Origin of the sequence: Streptomyces sp. NPDC058045, assembly GCF_042885635.1 — a bacterium.
GTDB lineage: Bacteria > Actinomycetota > Actinomycetes > Streptomycetales > Streptomycetaceae > Streptomyces.
Map to the genome: position 1 here is coordinate 1 of NZ_JBHVRR010000078.1, position 18,496 is coordinate 18,496.

The following is an 18,496-nucleotide window of genomic DNA, read 5'->3' on the forward strand; positions in this document are numbered from 1 at the left end:
TACGCCGGTGTGCGCACGGTCGGGGTCGGCCAGGACGGTGCGCAGGTCGGTGTCGGTGATGGTGGGGATGAGGAGCTGGTAGTCGGCCAGGACGCGGTCCTCGATCGCCTGGGCGTGGGAGTAGGTGTGCAGACGAGGGCCGAAGACCTTCGGATCGTCCATGGAAGCGATCAGCGACGGGGACTCCCACGCAGGGGCGGTCGACGCGGTCCGCTTCGGGCGGGGGCGGGTGTCCGGGGCCTCGGCCAGGCGCGGCGCCTCCCACTCGTAGGGGGTGGCGGTCAGGTAGAGGCGGCGGTGGGTGCGGATCCGGGAGGAGTCGTGGACCATCGTCCACTCCTTGTCCCAGCTGCCCGCGGTGCGGTGCGCCTCATCCACGACCAGCAGGTCGAAGATGGGGACGGGAAAGACTGTGTGCTGGGTCTCCTCGATCCGCGGGAGGGAGTCGAGGGTGACGAACACGGTCGCCTGCTCACGCCGCTTGGTGCGCTGGGCCAGCCAGTAGGCCAGGTACTCCCCCGAGCCGGTACTCGCCGCCCCAGCCTGGGCGAGGAGCGGGTGCTTGTCCGCGCTGAGTGAGGAGACCGCCATCAGCGGTTCCGTGCGGCCGTCCGCGCGGGCCGCGGCCGCCCACTGGCCGATCAGGTCCAATGAGGGCACCGCGATCAGCAGGTGGCGGGCGTTGAGGGCCTCGGCGGTACGCAGCGCGATCAGCGTCTTGCCGGTACCGCACGCGGAGACCATATGCCCGCGTGTCCCGGGCTTCTTCAGGTGGCGGGCCCCGCTGTCCACCGCCGTCTGCTGATCCGCGCGCAGCACCCGGCGAGGATCTGAGGCCTGGGGAGCAGGAGTCGTGGTTACGGGAGGGGAGGTGGGCGGCATGGGGGCGGGACCTCGGCAGACGGCGGATACGGACGGGCTTATCTTCCCGCGCTGGAGAGAGGCCGAGGGGACAGAAGTCTTGATCCGGCGTCCGTGCGGCCGGGTGGTTGGGCTGACGCGCTGGCACTCTCACTGTCAGGGTCCCTGGGTAGGGCCGGATCCGCCTCTGGGTGCTGTGGTTTCCGGGAGGCTGGGGGGATGGTTCCCGGGGTGTTCCGTCTGTCCCCCTGTGGGTGGGGAGACGACGTTGTCGTTTCTGTGCCGGATGGCTGACCGGTACGGGCTGGAGGAGAAGGCACTGTTGTCCTGCTGGCAGTGGCGCGGTCACCGGCCCCGGCACGACGGCGGCGGGCTGCGCGCAGATGCGGAAGTGCTGCTGGATGCGGCGGGCCGACGTGCGCTGGCGGAAGTGTCCGGAGTTGAGGAAGAAGTACTGGCGCGGGCGCTGCCGTCCTGGGGGCGGGAGGACTCCAAGCTCACGGCGGAGGACGGTGCTGCGCGGGCGGTATGACGGGTCGGGGGCGCGGTGGTGGGGCCGGTGGCGTTCGGGTGCCGGTTGTGTACGGCGCGGCGCACCGGGGTCGCGGTGTGTGTGGTGCGGTATGCGCAGCGGTGGGAGCGGGTGTGCGCGCGGCACGGGCGGTGGCTGTTGGACGCGGACGCCAACCAGCCGCTGGAACACTTCGACGTGCGCAGCCTGCCCGAGGTGGTCGCGGCGCAGCGGCGGTGGACGGGTGTGGCGCGGCGGGCGGTGCGGGCCGGGGCCGAGCCGGAGCGGGTGTTCGCCTTGGCTCATGCGGTGGTGGCCCGGTGGTGGGAGCAGGCTCTGCAGTGGGAGCGGGAGGCGATCTGGCCGCGGCGGCTGCACCGGGTCGCGGGCGGGGATGCCGGGGGCGATCTGGAGCGGTGGCGGATCGTGGGGCGGGACGCGGTCGTCTTTCCCGAGGTGGTGGCGGTCGCCGACGCGCTGCTGGATCCACGCATGGCCGAGCTGGTGTGGACGGACAGCGGTGCAGGGCGGCCGCGGCCGCTGCCCGCCGACGGGATGTTCTGCCACCGGCTCGGCGAGCGGGTGGGGCGCACGTGGCTGGGTCCGTTGGCGGCGACGGACCACGGCGGTCCACTGATCGCCTGGATGGGCAGCATCATCAGCCGGCGCCGCGGAGCCGGCGGGCCGCCGGGGTACGCAAACGATCCCTGGTGGGTGCGCCAGGAACATCAACCGGCCACCATGGCCGGGCAGTTGCGGGTGCTCGGCAAGGAGAGACTGGCGCCGGGCTCGGGGACGATGTGGCGGACGGTGGTCCCGCCCGAGCAGCGGGCGCGGATCGGCAGTCTCATCGACAGCGCGCAGGAACAGCTGCTGCAGCTGCGCGGCGTGCAGACCGGCGCGACCGCCGAGGTCGCCCGGCAGTTGCTGCGCGGTCTCGGGCACAGTGCCGGTCAGATCGAGCATGCGCGGAAGCGGACCGCGGTGGCGGCGGTGAACGGCGGAGTACCGCTTGAGGAAGTGGCCCAGTGGGCGGGCATGCCCGCCCAGGAGCTCGCCGGGATGCTGTTGGCAGGCGAGCAGGAGGACGGCATCTGAGTGCGGCAGGGCCGGGCAGGGCGTCAGTAGTTGGCTGATAGAGCACTCGTTTGTGGCAGGAATCCTGAAAGCGGCGGCTTCTGTGGGCTTCGGCGGCTTGGCTGACGCAGGTGAGCAGCGCAGGAGCAGTACGGTCCGGGGGCCGGGCAGGGCGTGTGGCCGTGGATGGTGGAAGCGGGTTCGAGGCGGTGTTCCTCGATCCGGTGGGGCAGGCGGTCCAGCAGCGGTGGGCGGTTGCCGCCATGACCGTGGCGTTCGAGGAGTTGCCGCCGGTGTCGGCGTTCCCGGCGGTCCCGGGGCGGCGCTGGGGACCGGGCCTGTGGTGGTCGGCGACGACCGGGCGGCACGTGGTGGCGGGGTCGAACGCGATGCGTACCCAGTTGATGGTCCTGGACCGCGATCCGCGGGTGACGGGGCTGGCGGGGCGGCCGGTACGGCTGCTGTGGCGCAATCCCCGGGGGCAGGTCCGCTCGTGGGTGCCGCAGTTGTTCGCCCGCTACAGCGACGGCACGGCCCTGCTGGCCGACTGCCCCAGTCATGCGGACGCCGGCGGCGAGCGCGCCCTCAGCGCCGCGGTCGCGGTAACCGAGGCCTGCGCGCACATCGGCTGGACCTACCGGCGTCTGCAACCGCTCGATGACGCGCCGGCCGCCAACCTGAAGTGGCTGGCCGGTTACCGTCATCCGCGCAACGCGGGCCGCCGCGGACTGACCGCGGCCGTCCTCGAGGCATTCGCCCGGCCTTGGCCGCTGATCGCGGGTGCCGAAGCAGCCGGTGACCCCATCGAGGTTCTTCCCGCCGTCTTCCATGCCCTGTGGCACGGGCAGTTGACGATCGATCTGGATGCGCCCCTGCACGAGCGCGTCCTCGTCGGCCCGCCCGACCGGAGCGGCCCGGGGGATGCGGGAGGTGAGGGATGAGCGCGCGGCGCCCGGTCCGGCCGGCCGTGAGGGTCGGCTGCCATGTCCGCTTCCGGGGCGTGAGCTGGCAGGTGGTCGCCCTGTCGGGGCAGGACATCCGTCTCGTCGGCCCGGACGGCGGCGGCCAGTCGGTGCTCGCCGGGCATCTGTTCGCCGACCCGGACTTCCGCGTGATTGGCGCCGACGTGCCCCAGGCGGCCCCGCAGTGGGGCCTGTTCGAGACCGCGCCCGCCGCAGCGAGGGAGAAGGCGCTGGCCTGGCAGCGCCATGTCCGGGAGGTCGACAGCGGACTGCCCGGCGGGCCCCACGGCGAAGGAGCCATGCGGCCGCAGTACGACCCGCAGCGGCATACGCTGGCCGAGCGGGAACAGGCCAAGGCGGTGGAGCTGACCGCGCTCGGCTTCGGGCGGGTGTCGCGCACCACGGTGCAGCGTATGCGCCTGGCCTACCGCAAACAGGGGCTGTGGGGGCTGCTCGACCACCGCACCACCCGCGCCGCCAGCCCCACCGGACGGGCCGACGAACGGGTCGTCGCCGCCGTCCGCGACGCGCTGCGCCGCTGGCGCGGGCGCTCCAAAGGCACGATCAGCGGCCTGTTCCCGCTGATCAACCAGATCCTCACCGACCGGCACGGCCCTGGTGCGGTGCCGGTGCCGTCGCAGGCCACGCTGTCCCGTCTGGTCACCTCGCTGGCCCGCCCCGGCGAACTGCCCACCACTCCCGTGAGACAGCTGCCGGCGAGCTTCGAGGGGCGGGCTTTCACCCCCGCCACGGCGCTGCGGCCCGGCGAGCAGGTCCAGGTCGACACCACCCGCCTGGACGTCCTGGCCCTCTTCGACGACGGCCGCCTGGCCCGCCCCGAACTCACCATCGCTTGTGCACGACTGGTCACTGACCGCGTACGTTGCGCCGGTGATGCAGAGATCTGGCTGGACGGTTCACTACACCAGCCGCGACGTCGACCGGCCCGCTGCTGGGCCGTCCTGGCTGCGTGACCTGCCCGATGACCTGATGCCGTGGCTCGACGAGGTCGGGCTCCCGGACGGGTTGCCGTTCCTGCTGTCGCCTCGATTCGAGTACGACGTGGTACTCAACTCGTACTTCCATCGAGTGGATTTGATCGACGCGCCGTGGAACAGCAACGCCAACCGGGCCCGTGCGCTTGCGGGTTACCTGAACTTCCTGCACTGCGCCCGCGGCGGGAAGTCGTGGCGGCAGGCCAGTGAGGCCGATCATCTGGCGTTTCATCAATGGCGGCGCCGCGATCCGGCCGGGCCTCGGGTGGCAGGCGGCACCTGGAGCCAGGAGGTCGCGCACGTCAACCAGTTCTTCGAGTGGGCGGTACGGCAGAACCAGCTCGGCGCCGTCCCGATCCCGCACCGCTCGCGACGTTCCGCGCCGCTGGGGACGTTCGCGGGTACGCCGAGGACCCGCGCGGAGGAGACGGTCCCGGCGACCTACGCGCATGACGAGGGCGGCGAGCGGATCGAGTGGCTTCCGCCGGCTTCCTACCGGCTCTGGCGGGACGTCGGCCTGCGCGGATACGGGGCGGACGGCCTGCCCACGGGCCGGTTCAAGGGCCGCTGGTCGGCGAGAAACGCGACGTTCACGGATCTCATGGTCCGCACCGGCATGCGGCTGTCCGAGCAGTCCCACCTGACCACGATGGAGATGCCGGTCCGGGTCGGACTGGGCGGCTACCAGCGGTTCTGGCTGCCAGGAACGATCGCGAAGTACTTCTCCGCCCGCTGGATCTACGCTCCGCACAGCGTGGTGCGCGACCTGGCGGCCTACGCGGAGCTGGACCGGGCGGAGGTGGTCGAGGATGCCCGCGCGGCCGGCCGCTACCGGCGGTGGCGCCGCCCGCTGGTGATTGATGATCCGTCGCGTCCGCAGCTGGTGCGGGTGACCGGCGGCGTCGCCCGCCGCACGCGGAACCTGCGCGAGCTCAAGCCGATGGAACGGCGCCGGCTGCTGGTGGAGACCACGGACGGGCTGGAGCCGGCGTTGTTCTGGCTCGGCGAGGACGGGCAGCCGCTGGCGGTGTCGACGTGGAAGAGCATCTTCGCCGACGCCAACGACCGCTGCCGGGACCAGCGGATCGCGCTGTCATGTCATGCCCACCTGCTGCGGCACGGTTTTGCCGTGGTGACCTTGGAACAGCTCCAGCGCGGCCACATCGCCGCCCTGGCCGAGCTCAATGAGGCCCAGCGCGGCCACTACACCCGCATCTTCGGCGACCCGCTCGACTGGGTCCGCCGCAGACTCGGACACCGGTCCGTCCTCACCACGGCCATTTACCTGCACGCCCTGCAGGAGCTGGAGATGGAGACGCGGATGGCTCTGGTCCCTGACTCCTGGGAGGACCCGCGCGACACCCCGCTGCAACGGATCGGCGACGACACCCCGCCGCCCGCCGACGCGATCGAGGCCGCCGGATGAGCCGTCAAGGACGCGGCAGCACCGGTCGCGGACGCCCCGCCGCGATGCCGTCCCACGGCTACGAACCACCTTCACCAGTACGTGACTTGAACGACGGGCGCTTGGTGGTGGCCTTCCACGGCGATGACGGACGCCGCAGGCTCTTCGATGTCTCTGCACTCCCGCTGCCGGGCTGGCACACGGCCCTGGCCGCGGCGGTCGCCGAGCGGACCGGCCCGGGCGGCGGGCTGCGCACGTTCGCCGCGGCGACCACCGGCTGGGGGTCCTTGGGCCGGCTGATGCGGTTCCTCGGCACCATGCCGCAACCTCCTGCCATCCCCGGCCACCTCACCCCCGCCCACCTGGACGCCTTTCACACCCACCGGGCCCGGACCGCGCCGAGTGCGGCCCTGCGGGAGCTGGGCGAGGCCCGGATGCTGTTCAGCTCATCCGCGCTGCGCGACCTGGTCTCGGCCGAGGTCCTCGACCACGTCCAGCGGCGTCTGCCGGCGCCCCGGGACGCCGAGGGCCCGGCGGGAGCCGGCACGAAGCGGGTGACCAGCGGGTTCTCGGACGGGGAACTGGCCCGGCTGCTGGCCGCGTTGCGATCGGACAGTGCCAAGATCCGTGACCGGATCCGGGCGGGCGAGAACCTGCTGCGTCGCTATCGAGACGCCCCGTCGGCCCTGGACGACAAGGACCGGGAGACGGGCCGCCTGCTGGAGCAGATGGCCACCACGGGGCGGGTCCCCATGCCACCCGGCACGCGCAACCCGTTCTCCTCCGGGCGCCAGGAGCTGGCGGGGAAGCTGTTCCTGACGCTCAAAGATCTGCCCCCGCTGATGATGCTCGCGGCGGCACTGAGCGAGCGCAACGGCGAGACGATCAAGGAACTGCCGGTCCGTCACCGGGTGTTGGAAGGCCGGGCAGCCGAGTTGGTCATCGTCAAGCGGCGCCGGGGTGCACGACGCTGGTTCGAGACTGTGACCTGGGAGATCGGGGCACCGGGACGCGAGCTGCACACCCCGGGAGGCTTCTACCTCCTGCTTCTGGAACTGACGGCCCGCAGCCGCGAGCAGTGCGGATCGCCGCTGTTGTGGTGCGTCTGGCGCAACGGGCACGGCGCCAGACTCAAGGTCGCCGACGACCACGTCGCGCCGTTTGAGAACTCGCTGAGCTGCACGGCGCTCCTGCCCACCGTCTGGGCAGCGAATCGATCGCGTCCGCTGCTGGCCGATCCGCAGCCGGATTCCGCCGGTTCGGGCGGCACGTCCGCGGGCCTGCCGCTGCAGGTGAGCTTCAACCGGATCAAGACCAGCATGGAGGTGCGACGCACGAAGCGGATGGGCGGCCACCTGCCGTCGGCCGCGAAGTCCAACACCATGCAGGTGCTGTTCCGCAACTACCTCAGCGGCGACCCCGTCATCACCTCCTGGGCCGAGGAAGTCCTCGGTGAGGCCCTCGTCGATGCCGAACAGGCCGCCCGCCGGGCCCACGACCAGGCGGCGCGGGCCGCCGGAGGAGGCCCGCGCGTCCTGCCCGGCCCGGGCGACGCCGAATCTCTGGCCGAGATCGGTCTCGATGCGGACATCGCCTGGCAGACCGCAGAGGGCAGTCTCGACACCGGATGGGCTGCCTGCGCCGACCACGACCGGCATCCGCTCACCCAACAGCCGTGCCAGGTCACCTTCCTGGACTGCTTTCACTGCGGGAACTGCCTGGTCACCCGGGACCACCTGCCCCGCCTCCTGGGCCTGCTCGACGCCCTGGCCCAGCGCCGCCTTGAACTGTCCGAGGAGGTGTGGTGGCAGCGTTACGGCCCGGCCTGGGTCGCCATCCGCCAGGACATCCTCACCAAGTTCACCCCCGCCGAACTCCAGCAGGCCCGGACCAAGCAGCCGCACGACGCTCTGCTCGACCTGGTCGAGAACCCTTGGGAACTGCCGTGACCACCGCCTTGCGAACCCTGCCCGGTCCGGGCCTGCTCCCGCAGTCCCGGACCGGGCAGGCGGATCCGTACGTCTTCCACGGCCGACGCCTGCGCGAGGGCTGTCGGCTCGAAGCCACCTCGCGGTTCAGTGACGACGTCTGGAACCTGGCCCCCGCGATGCTCAAGAAACACGAGCGCCGCTTCATCCTCGACTTCACCCTGATTCCCGCCAGTCACCGGCAGGTTGGCAAGGAACTCTGTTACGCGATGCTCTCCGGGAGCGTCCCGGCAGGGGAGGACCGGCCGGCGGTCGGCACCGTCCGCACCGCCTTCACCGAGTACATCCGGTTCCTGCGCTGGGCAGCCGTCCGCGACCTCCCGCTGGACACCTTGACCGGCCGCGATCTCGAGGACTTCCAGCGATTCCTGGCCCGGACTCTGCCTGCCATCGGCGCCCGGCAAGGAGCTCGGGCGGGAGTGCGTAAATTCTGGCTCTGGCGCGCTTGCCTGCCCTCCGGGGCCCTGCGGTTCGACCCGCGGCATGTCGACGGATGGGGAGAGGCGACCGGCCAAGGCGCCTACGAGAACGCCACCGCGCGGATTCCCGAGGAGGTCCTCGGCCCGCTGTTCGTCTGGGCGATGCGATTCATCGACGTGTTCTCTGCCGACATCCTCGCCGCGGACCGCGCATGGCGGACCCCGCCTCCGGCCGCCGCCGAGCCGCACGCCTACGGCGACCTGCCCATCCTGCTGCGGGCCTGGCTGGACGACCGCATCGCCGCAGGCCGGCCCCTTCCAGCCTGGCGCGGCAAGACCAGCACCACGGCGATCGCGGACGCCCTCGGCCGCAACCGGATCTCCCTCGCCCGCTACCGGCACATGATCGACGAGGCCGCAGCCCTGGTCGGGACCGCACCCCAGACGGTCAGCGACCAGCCGATCCGCAGCCGTCTCGACGGCGAGCCGTGGATCGAAGCGATCCTGGCGGACCACACCGAACGCGACGGCCTCGCCGCCCTGGCCCGCATGCTGCAGGACGCTTGCTACCTGGTCCTGGCCTTCCTCTCTGGCGCCCGCGACAGCGAGATCAAGCACCTCAAACGCGGCGGCCTGACCATCGAGCGCGACGCGAACGGGACGCCCTACCGCTGGAAGATGCACAGTCTCGCCTTCAAGGCCGAGGACGACCCCGCCGGCGTCCCGGCCGTCTGGAACATCGGAGAACCCGCCGCCCGCGCGATCAGGATCCTGGAGCAACTCCAGCCTCCTGGAAGCGAGTTCCTCTTCGCCCGGCTCCAGCACAGCCCCGGAGTCAAGGCCGACGCAGTCAGCCAGGTGCTGACCAGCGGAGCCACCAATGCCCGCCTCAACACCTTCGCCGCCTGGATCAACGACTACTGCGAGCGCAACGGCCGAACCGACGGCATCGCCGACGTCGAGGGACGGACCTGGCACCTGAAAAACAGCCAGTTCAGAAGGACATTGGCCTGGTTCATCGCCCGCCGTCCCGGCGGCGTCATCGCCGGGGCACTTGCCTACCGGCACCACTGCGTCCAAGTTTTCGAAGGCTACGCAGGCACCAGCGAATCCGGCTTCCGGGCCGAGGTGGAGAGCGAGCAGGCCCTCGCCCGCGGCGAACACCTCATGGCCGCGATCGACGCCCACGAGCACACCGACCTCACCGGCCCGGCCGCCGAGGAGGCCGCCCGCCGCCTGGAGGCGTTCGGCACGCGAGCCCGTTTCCAGGGCAAGGTCGTCCTCGACGACAACCGCCTGAGGCGGCTCATGGCCAAGCACGACCCGGCCGTCTATCCCGGCGAGTACATCACCTGCGTCCACGACCACGCCAAGGCCCTCTGCGAACGCGCCCGCCGAGGACGAACCGAAGGTCTGCCCGACCACGGCGGCTGCAAGCCCCTGGCCTGCCGCAACGTCGCCCTCACTCCGGAGAACACCGCGGCCTGGCAACGCGAAATCGACCGCATCACCCACCGCTTGGCCTCCCGGCCTACCCTGCCACCGCTGCTGCGGCACCGGTTGGAGTCCCGCCGCGCGGAGATCGCCGCGTTCCTCCTGGAGAACACCACCGTTCTGGAGTCCGCATGAGCCGCGCTGCCGACATCCCCACCGAGGCTCGCGCCCGCCGCGTCATGGACCAGTACATGGCGGAGTGCACGGACAACGGCACCAGGCCGAGCGTCCTCACCCTGGCCACGAAGCTCGGCCTGAGCAACACCACCTTCCGGCGGCACTTCCCCGACCTGGCCAAAGAAATCTCCACCATCCGCTCGACCCCGGAACCCACTGCTGCAGCGGAGAAGCACCCGAGCCCCTACGAGATCCTTGCCGCCAGAAACGCCAAGCTCCGCCGGACGAACCGGTCACTGACCGAGAACCTCCGCTTCGCGGCGGCCCAGATCCAGCACCTGGCCGTGGACAACGCCCGCCTACGCGAGGCCCTGGAAGACAGCAGCAAGGTCACCCGCATCGATCAACCGCACCGAGGACGCCGGGCCTGATCCTTCCGACACCACCGTGGTCATCTCCAGGTCCACAGTGGTCAACGGTCAGTTGAGAACTACCGCCACAATGCGGCAATCGATGTGGCGTCGCGGTCGATCATCGGCGCGATGATCGTGCCGAAGGTTCCCGGTCGCGGCCCCCGGGGCCGTCGGCTGGGCGGGCGCGGCACCCGTTCTTTCGACGCGGTGCTGATGCTGGCGCAGGCTCTGGCACCGATGCCCGGCCGGCCCGGCTGGTCGCTGTCGGCCATGGCGGAGCGGTCCGAGATGCCGTATGCGGACCTGGTGGCCTGCGATCCGCGCATGGCCGGGGCCGCGGCCCGGCCGGTGATCCGGCCCCGGATGATCGTCGTCGACCACGGCAAGATCTTCAACAGCGAGCACTTCGACGACGTGTGCCGCATGCTCGGCATCAACGTGCGCCCGGCCAGGACGCGTACCGCCACCGACAAGGCCGTCATCGAGAGCACCTTCGGCGCGGTCAAGAAGCGGTTCTCGCAGTACGTCGCCGGCTACACCGGTTCGGATCTCGCCCGGCGTGGCAAGCACGTCTCCGAGGGCCCGCTGTGGAGCCTGAACGAGTTGCAGGACCTGCTCGACGAGTGGATCGCTGTGGACTGGCAGCAGACTGCGCACGAGGGACTGCGCAGCCCCTTCCTGCCGGGGATCACGGTCAGCCCGAACCGGATGTACGCGACGCTGGTGGCCGCCGAGGGCCACGTGCCGTTGCCGCTCACTGCCCGTGAGAACCGCAGGCTGCTGCCGTTCAAGCGGCTGAAGGTGACTGACAAGGGCGTCACCGTCGACAACCGCACCTACAACAGCGAAGCCCTGCAGGAGTACAGGAACCGGCACAGCCAGATCTCCGGGCAGGGCATGCGGTGGCAGATCCGCTACAGCCCCTATGCCCCCAGGTTCGTGTGGCTCTACGACCACATCACCGACGACTGGGTGGAGGCCGAGTTCATCCATCAGCGCCTGATCAGTGATGCCTGGACCCAGTGGACCTGGGAGCAGGCCACGCTGCGGGTGCTGGAGGACGGCGGCCGCAAGGACGACCAGCGGCGCATCGCACGTGAGGTGTCCGCCCTGCGGGAACGGGCTCGGCGCGGCCCCGACCCGCAGGCGAAACGGGTGCCGCAGCTGTTCACCGGCCCCGCCCTAGACCTGGATGCGGACGTCCCCGACCCCTACGAAGGGGTGCCCGACCCGGACCCGGCAACGGTCGTGCGGGCACCATCGCTGGCCATGGACGCCGAGCACGTCCTGGCCGCGGGAGGCACCACTCCCCCACCGTCCCCGGCTGCCCCGGAACAGTCGGGGACGGCTGCACCGACCGCGCTCGACGGCTTGGACAACAGCGTCCAAGAGGACGAACAGACCTACTGGGTCCGTCCGTCCGGTGCGGACTCGCTCAGCCTGCGCGGCAGCGCGGCCGACATCTTCGCTTTCGGCTACAGCCAACCTGCCACCCAGCACATAACCGACAACCCGAACCCCCACGGCAGTGCGTCCGACGATGACGCAGCGGATGGAGAGGCCCTGTGAGCCGAGAAGAACTGATCCGGACTTTCAGCCCGGAGGTCGCCCATGCCGTGACCCGGCTCGTCGAGGCCCCGCTGCTGACCACTCGGGAGGGCTGGGACGCTGCTGCGTCACGCACGCTCCAAGCGCCCGACCTCGCGGACTGTGCTCCCAAGGGCACCCGTGTCGGGCCCCGCGACCCGCGGCTGATGTACCACGGCGAGATGCTGCCGGTCATCACACCGGCGCTGCGCCGCGGTCTGCTCGACGCACGGCGCCAGCTGCGAAAGAACCGCTTCAGCAGCGTCGGCCGCAGCACCAACATGATCATCGACGGGGACCGCGGCACCGGCAAGACCACCCTGCTCGTCCAGATCGGCCGCGGCTTCCAGGGACTGATCGAGGCCGACCTGGGCCTTGACGCCAACCGCATCCCGGTCATCTACATCAGCGTCCCGCCCGAACGGGAGACCAACCTGCACTGGTCGCTGCCCTTCGCCGAGTTCCTCGGCCTCAACCACACCCTGAACCCCACCGACCGCACCCGCCGGCCGGCCGACATGACCGAGCCCATCGCCCACGTCATGGCCCACGCCCGGACCCAGCTGGTCCTCGTCGACGGCGTGGACCGCATCCAGGACAACGAGATCACCGGCGCCTTCGACTACTTCGAAGCCCTCCAGGACCGCACCCGCGCAACGTTCGTCTTCTGCGGCACCGGGGCCCGCGAAATCGTGCACGACGCCCGCAACAGCAAGCAGCGCAAGAATCTGCCCCCGGGAATCAAGGGCAAGACCTCCTTCAGCGACCTTCCGGTGCTGTGGGCCGGCGCCATCGGCTACGGCGACGACTGGCACAGTTGCATCCAGGGCTTCGAGGAGGACCTGCGCCTCTACGACCACGAGCCCCGCACCCTGGTCAAGCTCTCCCGCTACCTCCACAAGCGCACCGGCGGCTACATCGACTCCCTCAACGACCTGATCTGCCAGGCCGCCCAGGAAGCCATCGAAACCGCGCACCTGACCGGCACAGAAGCCATCACCAGAGAGCTCCTCGACGACATCCGCATCGGCCGCGGCGACAGCCACTGACCACGCGGGTAGTGCAGGGGAAACCGGCGGAACGAAGGATGATCACGCCCGCTCCGCTCCGCCCCTGGCCGAGCAGAGGTCCCTCGAAGCCGTTCCGTGCCTCCGTCTCCCACAGCGGCGCCACGTTCGCCTGCGCGGCCGACGGGTCGATCGCAGACAGACGGAGCGGAGTGCCAGGCGGACCAGGCTGACATTGCAGCGCCGCCGCCGCATGCGTCCTGCCTCCCGGTGACCGCCTGAGAACCCGGTGCGGGTCGGTGCCTCGCAGGGAGGTCTGGTGAGAGGCGGCCCCCTGTGCCGGTCTCGCGCGGCCCGGGGCCGGATCTCAGGCTGGCGGTGGTGTTCATGCCTGGATGAAGAAGGCCGGTTCGTACACCTGTGCCGTGCTGACGTCTTCGTACACCACGGTGGGGCGCAGCCGGTTCCATCGGTGGCCGAGGAGGAGGGCGAGCCCCATGGGGCAGGCAAGGAAGAGGTGGATCCGGGGGGTGATGCGGGCGGGTCGGCGCAGGGCGTTGCGGATGCCGACGGCGAGGGCGTTGGCGGCGGGGCTGTCGAGGACGGAGCGGTCCTTGGGGCCGGCGGGTGGTGTGACGATGAGGAGTCTGGACGCGGGGATGTTCTGTCCTTCGACGTATTCGAGGACGTCCTGAGTGAAGTCCTCGGCTCTGACCGTGACGTTGATGCCGACGGCGAGGTCTTCGCCCTGGCCGATGTCGTACTCCTCGACGACGGGGGCGCATTCGGCGTCGTAGGTGTCGCGGGTGGACCACAGCTCTCCGCGTTGGAGGACGGCGAGGTCGGCTCCGGTGACCATCCGGAAGGCCGTGCCGGTCAGGAACGCGGGGGCGAGGCGGAGGCTTCCTGAGACGGAGATGTCGGTGCGGCCGGGCAGGCGGGCGGGGGCAGCCTCGATGTCGTCCTGGAGCTGTGCCCAGGTGGCGGGGGCGAGCGGGCGGCGTTTGGTGTATTCGGAGTCGGTTTCGAACCGGTCGATCGAGTTGATGGTGTGGTCGGCTTCGGCAGCGAGCGGGTCGGGCTTGAGTGTGGCGATCGACAGGATCGCGTGGGCGGGTCCCGTCTTGAGTTCGAGACTGTCGACGGCTGCCTTGACCATGTCGAGGGTCAGGGCGCGGTGGCCGTCGCGGACCTGCTGGGCGACCCAGTTGGCGCCTTCGTCGACCGCGCGGCTGTCGTTGCGCAGACCGCAGACGGCCATCAGGAGCTGCAACTGCTCGTATACGTGGGCCAGTTCCCGGGCCAGATCGAAGCGCAGACAGGAGAGGAGCTCGTGAAGCTCGGTCTCACTCAGGCCGGCGCTCTGAGCCCAGCTGGTCCGTGCCTGGCCGATCTTCGACCGTGCAGTGCCGTCGGCGGCCTTGGGCAGCAGCAGCTGGGTGCGGGCATCCCGTACAGCGATGAGGGGATCCTTGGGGTCCGGGGCCCGGTTGGTGACGATCGCGAGGTCGGCGTCGATACCGTCGGCGGTGAGTGCGCGCCAGGTTCTGGCGATCTTCTTCAGGATCGACGGACCGCCCGTGGGGCTGGGCTTGGTCAGGTACTCCTCGTTGACCGGTGTGGCGCTGCTGACGGTGTACTTGACCTGGGTGTAGGTGTGGGGCGGGTTGCGGCGCCGCCGGACGACGTCGTCGAGGTTGCCTGCGTCGTCGGCTTCGACGCCGACGGAGATGACGGGGTTGGCGGTGTGGATGGCGTTCTCGCGCAGGAGAGTGAGGCAGCCGGTCCAGGCGATGAGCCACTGATAGTGGTCGCCGGTGATCCTGACGCTGGTGGGGCTCGGCGCGGGCAGAGGTTCCATGGGCGCTCTCCGGGTGAGGGGCGTGTGCCGCTGCTGTGTGTGAATCGCTCCGGCATCCGGCCGTTATTGGTGCTGCGGCTGGCGCGGCGGGCTGTGTACGGCGACCTGGGTGATCGTGTTGTCGTGGCAGGTCCAGGCGGTCATGTCCCAGTGCGGTGCTCTCTGGCCGAGGATGACGGCGATGAAGCTGTGGAAGGCGAGTTCGGGGTCGTTGAGGAGTTGGCGGTAGGTGGCTGCGTCGCGGGCGCTGGGTACGGGCCGGCTGGTGGGGTGGGTGTGCCATTCGCCGATCCAGACGCTGTGGTCCTGGGCGTAGGCCTGGTCGGCCAGGGTCTGGGCGTGGGCCAGGTCGCGGAGAAAGTAGGCGGGGGTCTGAACCGCGTCGGGTCCGGGGGTTCCGGCGTGCCGGACGGTCACCGTGTCGTGGACGTGGTGTCCCAGCAGGATGCCGCCGGTCTCCCTGCTGTTGTCGGCGGTCCTGAGTTCGTCGGTGATGACACGTACGGCCTCTTCGGTGAGGTGGACGGCGGTGACGGGGTGCGGGGTCATGGGGTTTCGCAGGTGGGGCAGCCGGGGCGTGGTGGTGTGGCGGGGAGCCATCGGGTCTCGCCGGTTCGGCTCAGGTCGAAGGGCGGTGCGCAGTCGGGCTGCCGGCGCAGGCTGATCAGGCCGTGTTCGCCGGGCAGGCGCTGGTCGGGGTGGCCGTGGCGCTCGAGGAGGGTGGCGACGGCGGTCTTGGCGGCGAGATGGGCGACGAGGTGGAGGTCGGGGCCGACCGCGGTCATCGGCCGATGTCGGGTGCCGGTTCCGTATCCGGCATCGAGTGCGGGTTCGGGATCGATGCCGCCGCGGTCGGCGAGCGTCTGGCGCCGGCAGGTGAGGCATCCGTGCTGGGGCCAGGGCCTCAGCCGCAGGATCTCGCCCAGGGCGCCGTCCTGCAGGACGCAGGCCATGACGGCGGGGATGCCGGCACGGCGGGCGAGGTGGCCGGTGACTCGGCGGGCGGCGACACCGTCGGCGGTGCAGACGACAAGGTCGCTTTCCTGGAGCCGCGGTCTGATCCGGTCGGCGTCGTCGATGACGTCGAGGACCAGGGGGACGACTGTGGTGTCGGGGCGCAGGGAGGCGAGTTCTTCGGCGAGGGCGGTGGCTTTGGGGCGGCCGACGTGGCGGCGGCTGGTGGTGTGGCGTACGAGGTTGTGCCAGGAAAGGCGGTCGGGGTCGACCAGGGTGAGGTGTCCGATGCCGTAGCCGGCGAGAGCGTGCGCTGCGGCGGATCCGATGCTGCCGGTGCCGACGAGCATGACGCGTGTGGTTTGAAGGTCCCTGACGGGCCAGTGGTCCTGGAGTTGACCGATGCCGGTGATCGACGGCTCGACGAAAGAACCGAGCGGGTACGCGCCGTCGCGTCCGATGCGCCAGGCGACGATGTCGGACACCTCGTGCTCGGGAAAGGATTCCTTCGCATCCGGTGCGTAGGTCAGGGCGATGTACGGATTGCCGCCGGGGTTCTTGTATCCGCTGGTGAGGTGCTCCTGGAACACGGACAGGGGTATCCCCGTGCCGAGTCTGCCGCTCAGTTGGCGCCAGTAGAGATGGAGCACGGGGGCCACGCGGTACCAGCAGCCGGACAGGCTGACATCGCCGCCGGCCGCGAGCAGGGTCGGGCCCGGTGAGGCGTCGACGGGGAGGATCACGCCGTCGGAAGCGGAGATGCCTCGGATGACGGCCAGGTCCTCGTGGTTGCCGCGCAGGGTCATCAGACCCCAGGGGCCGGCCTGGCGGATGGTGGCTGCGGCGCGATGGGGAACGAGGATCAGCACGAGGGCTCACTCCCAGCGTCTTGACGATCCCGTGCCGTGTCAGACGGAGTCGCCAGGCTGCTGTGGTGGGTGGGCTCCTTGGCGGGCGGGTGGGTGAGGAAGTGGTCGAAGCGGTCGTCCTCGACGATGCCGCGGTCGGACATCTGCGTGATGGCCTCGTGCTTCATCAGCGCGTACTCCACTTTCCATGCCGCGGCCTTCAGGAGCAGATCGACCACGGACTCCCGGCCGGTCCACAGTGAGTCGGCGCGCAGGAGACACAGGGTGCGGTCGCCGTTGACATGCCAGCGCGACTGCGTCCACTCGGCCGGCTCGGGAACCGGGTCGAGAGGGAAGATGTGCGGAGGCACCATGGGATAGGCCTGCCGGTAGACCATGAGGACGTGGAGCCCCGTGGTTCCTGTCCAGTCCGTGAGGTGTACGGGCTGGGGCCGGTCGAACGGCCACAGCGGCAGGATGCCGTGCCAGCTCCCGGCGCCTTCCGCGTCGTAGACGAGGTCGGGGAAGGCGGCGGTGATCTCGCGCTGGTCCCGTTCGAAACGGCGTGGCTCGGCGGCCCACCACGTGAGGGGGGCCGGCTGCGCCGCGGACTTGTGAGGATCGGTGGTGGCCGTCATCCCTGAGGTGCGTCCTTGATCGGCCGGGGGGTGATGAGGGCGGGCGCACCGGTAATCAGGGCCGGTGCTCCGGTGACGGGGCTGGCGGGCTTCGGCGGGGCGGGAAAGGAGTCGCCCAGGATCTCCTGCCACAGGCGCAGGGCCTGGTCGGTGTGACCGGCCGCGGCCGCGGCGCAGGCCCGGTCGGCGAGCTCGGCGGCTTCGGCGAGCGCGGTCTGCAGACTGTCGTAGTCAAGGTCGGGCTGGATCTCACCGCACAGGCCGGCCGGGTCCCTCACACCCTCGTTGACGCGTGCTGCCGCGGCGGTGAAGAAGGTGCACAGTCCGTTGGGGCGGTTACCGGACGTGGGCATGCAGTCGAGAGCGAGGACCTCGATGACGAGCGACTTGATCCGTCCTGTGACCGCGACGTCGTGACGCCACTGCTTCAGGACGCGGACCAGGGGGCGGAAATGCTCCCAGTCTCGCTGACGGTCGGCCACGAGGGTGATCAGGTGCTCGGGGTCGGCGGGCACCCATGCCTGGGTGAGCTTCTCGGGGATGAGGAGAGTGTCGTCTGCCTGCCGCAGGGCCGGCATCACGTCGACGGTGAACGCGTTCTCGTCGTCGGGGTCGTCCAGGAAGCATTTGACCGCGTGGTTCCTCGGCAGTGCCAGCCGGACTTCGTTGCCGTGGCTGCCGTTGGTCTTGCCCAGCAGCCGGTTGACCCGGCTGCGGGCGTGGTCCAGGGCATGTTCGGCGCTGAGGCCGGCGTTGCCCCAGCCGGGGTGCTGGGAAGCGTCGTAGACGGCGATGATGTCGACGTCGTTGATGGGCTTGAGCTGGGTGCTGCGGCGCAGCGATCCCGAGCCGAACGCCTCGGTGACATCGGGCTCGCTGATCAGCGCCCTCTTGAACAGATCACGCCGGTCCCGGGCGAGCCTGGTCTGGCCCACGTCCTCGTTGACGCTTCTCTGGAAGTCGTCGAACGCCTCGTCGATCCGCATGGTGCCTCCTCGATCTCACGTGTCCAGCCCTGGTTCCACACCGAGTTCGGCCGCCTGGTGGGGCAGACTTCGTCCGTGTTCGGGAGGCATCGGGCAGCTGACAGCCAGCGTAGACACCGCCACTGACAACGCCCCCGAGAAGGGGTAAACCGCCCCCGTCAACTGGCAGCGAGGAACCTGAAGCCGGTGGGGAGCAGTACCGAAACCTGCGGAGATCACAACGCGACACGATCCCTGCGCCCCCCAAACTCACTACTCCCATAAGAGCGTCTCAATGAGTGTTTTTACCGGGCTGTTTGAGGGCCGCTTCTTCGTCGGGTTTCGGAGCCGGGTTGGTCCGTTCGTGGTGGGGATGGACCGGTGCAGGGTGGTG

Annotated in this window: 16 protein-coding genes; 10 read left to right on the forward strand and 6 right to left on the reverse strand. The window is 70.3% G+C overall.

Annotated features, from left to right (window positions below):
• Positions 1-819, reverse strand: an 819-nt coding sequence (locus ACFVST_RS27720; protein ID WP_390156334.1) for a DEAD/DEAH box helicase family protein, incomplete at its 3' end; no start/stop codon positions are given.
• Between the two features lie 328 nt (positions 820-1,147).
• On the opposite strand from ACFVST_RS27720, the gene ACFVST_RS27725 reads away from it, so the two are divergent.
• The 10 genes from ACFVST_RS27725 to ACFVST_RS27770 all read left to right on the forward strand — a co-directional run bounded on the left by ACFVST_RS27725 (position 1,148) and on the right by ACFVST_RS27770 (position 12,878).
• The gene (locus ACFVST_RS27725) at positions 1,148-1,393 is read left to right on the forward strand and encodes a hypothetical protein (RefSeq protein ID WP_390156335.1); all 246 of its coding nucleotides are present in this window, start codon (positions 1,148-1,150) and stop codon (positions 1,391-1,393) included.
• Between the two features lie 27 nt (positions 1,394-1,420).
• Positions 1,421-2,470: a DNA-binding protein gene (locus tag ACFVST_RS27730; RefSeq protein WP_390156336.1), complete on the forward strand. Its 1,050-nt coding sequence runs from the start codon at positions 1,421-1,423 to the stop codon at positions 2,468-2,470.
• Positions 2,471-2,625: 155 nt separating this feature from the next.
• On the forward strand, positions 2,626-3,390 hold the full coding sequence (locus ACFVST_RS27735) for a TnsA-like heteromeric transposase endonuclease subunit (RefSeq protein WP_390156337.1): 765 nt from the start codon (positions 2,626-2,628) through the stop codon (positions 3,388-3,390).
• Entirely contained in the window at positions 3,387-4,385 is a 999-nt protein-coding gene (locus ACFVST_RS27740; RefSeq protein ID WP_390156338.1) for a hypothetical protein, read from the forward strand. The genes ACFVST_RS27735 and ACFVST_RS27740 overlap by 4 nt, the downstream gene beginning before the upstream one ends.
• Entirely contained in the window at positions 4,267-5,832 is a 1,566-nt protein-coding gene (locus ACFVST_RS27745; protein WP_390156339.1) for an integrase, read from the forward strand. Before ACFVST_RS27740 ends, ACFVST_RS27745 begins: the two co-directional genes overlap by 119 nt.
• 86 nt (positions 5,833-5,918) lie before the next feature.
• On the forward strand, positions 5,919-7,760 hold the full coding sequence (locus ACFVST_RS27750) for a hypothetical protein (RefSeq protein WP_390156340.1): 1,842 nt from the start codon (positions 5,919-5,921) through the stop codon (positions 7,758-7,760).
• Positions 7,757-9,847: a hypothetical protein gene (locus ACFVST_RS27755; protein WP_390156341.1), complete on the forward strand. Its 2,091-nt coding sequence runs from the start codon at positions 7,757-7,759 to the stop codon at positions 9,845-9,847. Before ACFVST_RS27750 ends, ACFVST_RS27755 begins: the two co-directional genes overlap by 4 nt.
• On the forward strand, positions 9,844-10,260 hold the full coding sequence (locus tag ACFVST_RS27760; protein WP_390156342.1) for a hypothetical protein: 417 nt from the start codon (positions 9,844-9,846) through the stop codon (positions 10,258-10,260). Before ACFVST_RS27755 ends, ACFVST_RS27760 begins: the two co-directional genes overlap by 4 nt.
• Positions 10,261-10,371: 111 nt before the next feature.
• Entirely contained in the window at positions 10,372-11,811 is a 1,440-nt protein-coding gene (locus tag ACFVST_RS27765; protein WP_390156343.1) for a Mu transposase C-terminal domain-containing protein, read from the forward strand.
• The gene (locus ACFVST_RS27770) at positions 11,808-12,878 is read left to right on the forward strand and encodes an AAA family ATPase (protein ID WP_390156344.1); all 1,071 of its coding nucleotides are present in this window, start codon (positions 11,808-11,810) and stop codon (positions 12,876-12,878) included. The genes ACFVST_RS27765 and ACFVST_RS27770 overlap by 4 nt, the downstream gene beginning before the upstream one ends.
• Before the next feature lie 343 nt (positions 12,879-13,221).
• On the opposite strand, the gene ACFVST_RS27775 is transcribed toward ACFVST_RS27770, so the two are convergent.
• The 5 genes from ACFVST_RS27775 to ACFVST_RS27795 form a co-directional block, all read right to left on the reverse strand.
• Positions 13,222-14,697 carry an SAVED domain-containing protein gene (locus ACFVST_RS27775; protein ID WP_390156345.1) on the reverse strand — a complete coding sequence of 492 codons (1,476 nt, stop codon included), beginning with the start codon at positions 14,695-14,697 and terminating at the stop codon, positions 13,222-13,224.
• 63 nt (positions 14,698-14,760) lie between these two features.
• Positions 14,761-15,246: a Mov34/MPN/PAD-1 family protein gene (locus tag ACFVST_RS27780; protein WP_390156346.1), complete on the reverse strand. Its 486-nt coding sequence runs from the start codon at positions 15,244-15,246 to the stop codon at positions 14,761-14,763.
• A complete protein-coding gene (locus ACFVST_RS27785) occupies positions 15,243-16,520 on the reverse strand; it encodes a HesA/MoeB/ThiF family protein (protein ID WP_390156347.1) in 1,278 nt (425 codons plus the stop codon). Before ACFVST_RS27785 ends, ACFVST_RS27780 begins: the two co-directional genes overlap by 4 nt.
• Positions 16,514-17,137 carry a hypothetical protein gene (locus ACFVST_RS27790; protein WP_390156348.1) on the reverse strand — a complete coding sequence of 208 codons (624 nt, stop codon included), beginning with the start codon at positions 17,135-17,137 and terminating at the stop codon, positions 16,514-16,516. The genes ACFVST_RS27785 and ACFVST_RS27790 overlap by 7 nt, the downstream gene beginning before the upstream one ends.
• The gene (locus ACFVST_RS27795; RefSeq protein WP_390156349.1) at positions 17,134-18,123 is read right to left on the reverse strand and encodes a hypothetical protein; all 990 of its coding nucleotides are present in this window, start codon (positions 18,121-18,123) and stop codon (positions 17,134-17,136) included. Before ACFVST_RS27795 ends, ACFVST_RS27790 begins: the two co-directional genes overlap by 4 nt.
• Positions 18,124-18,496 lie beyond the last annotated feature (373 nt).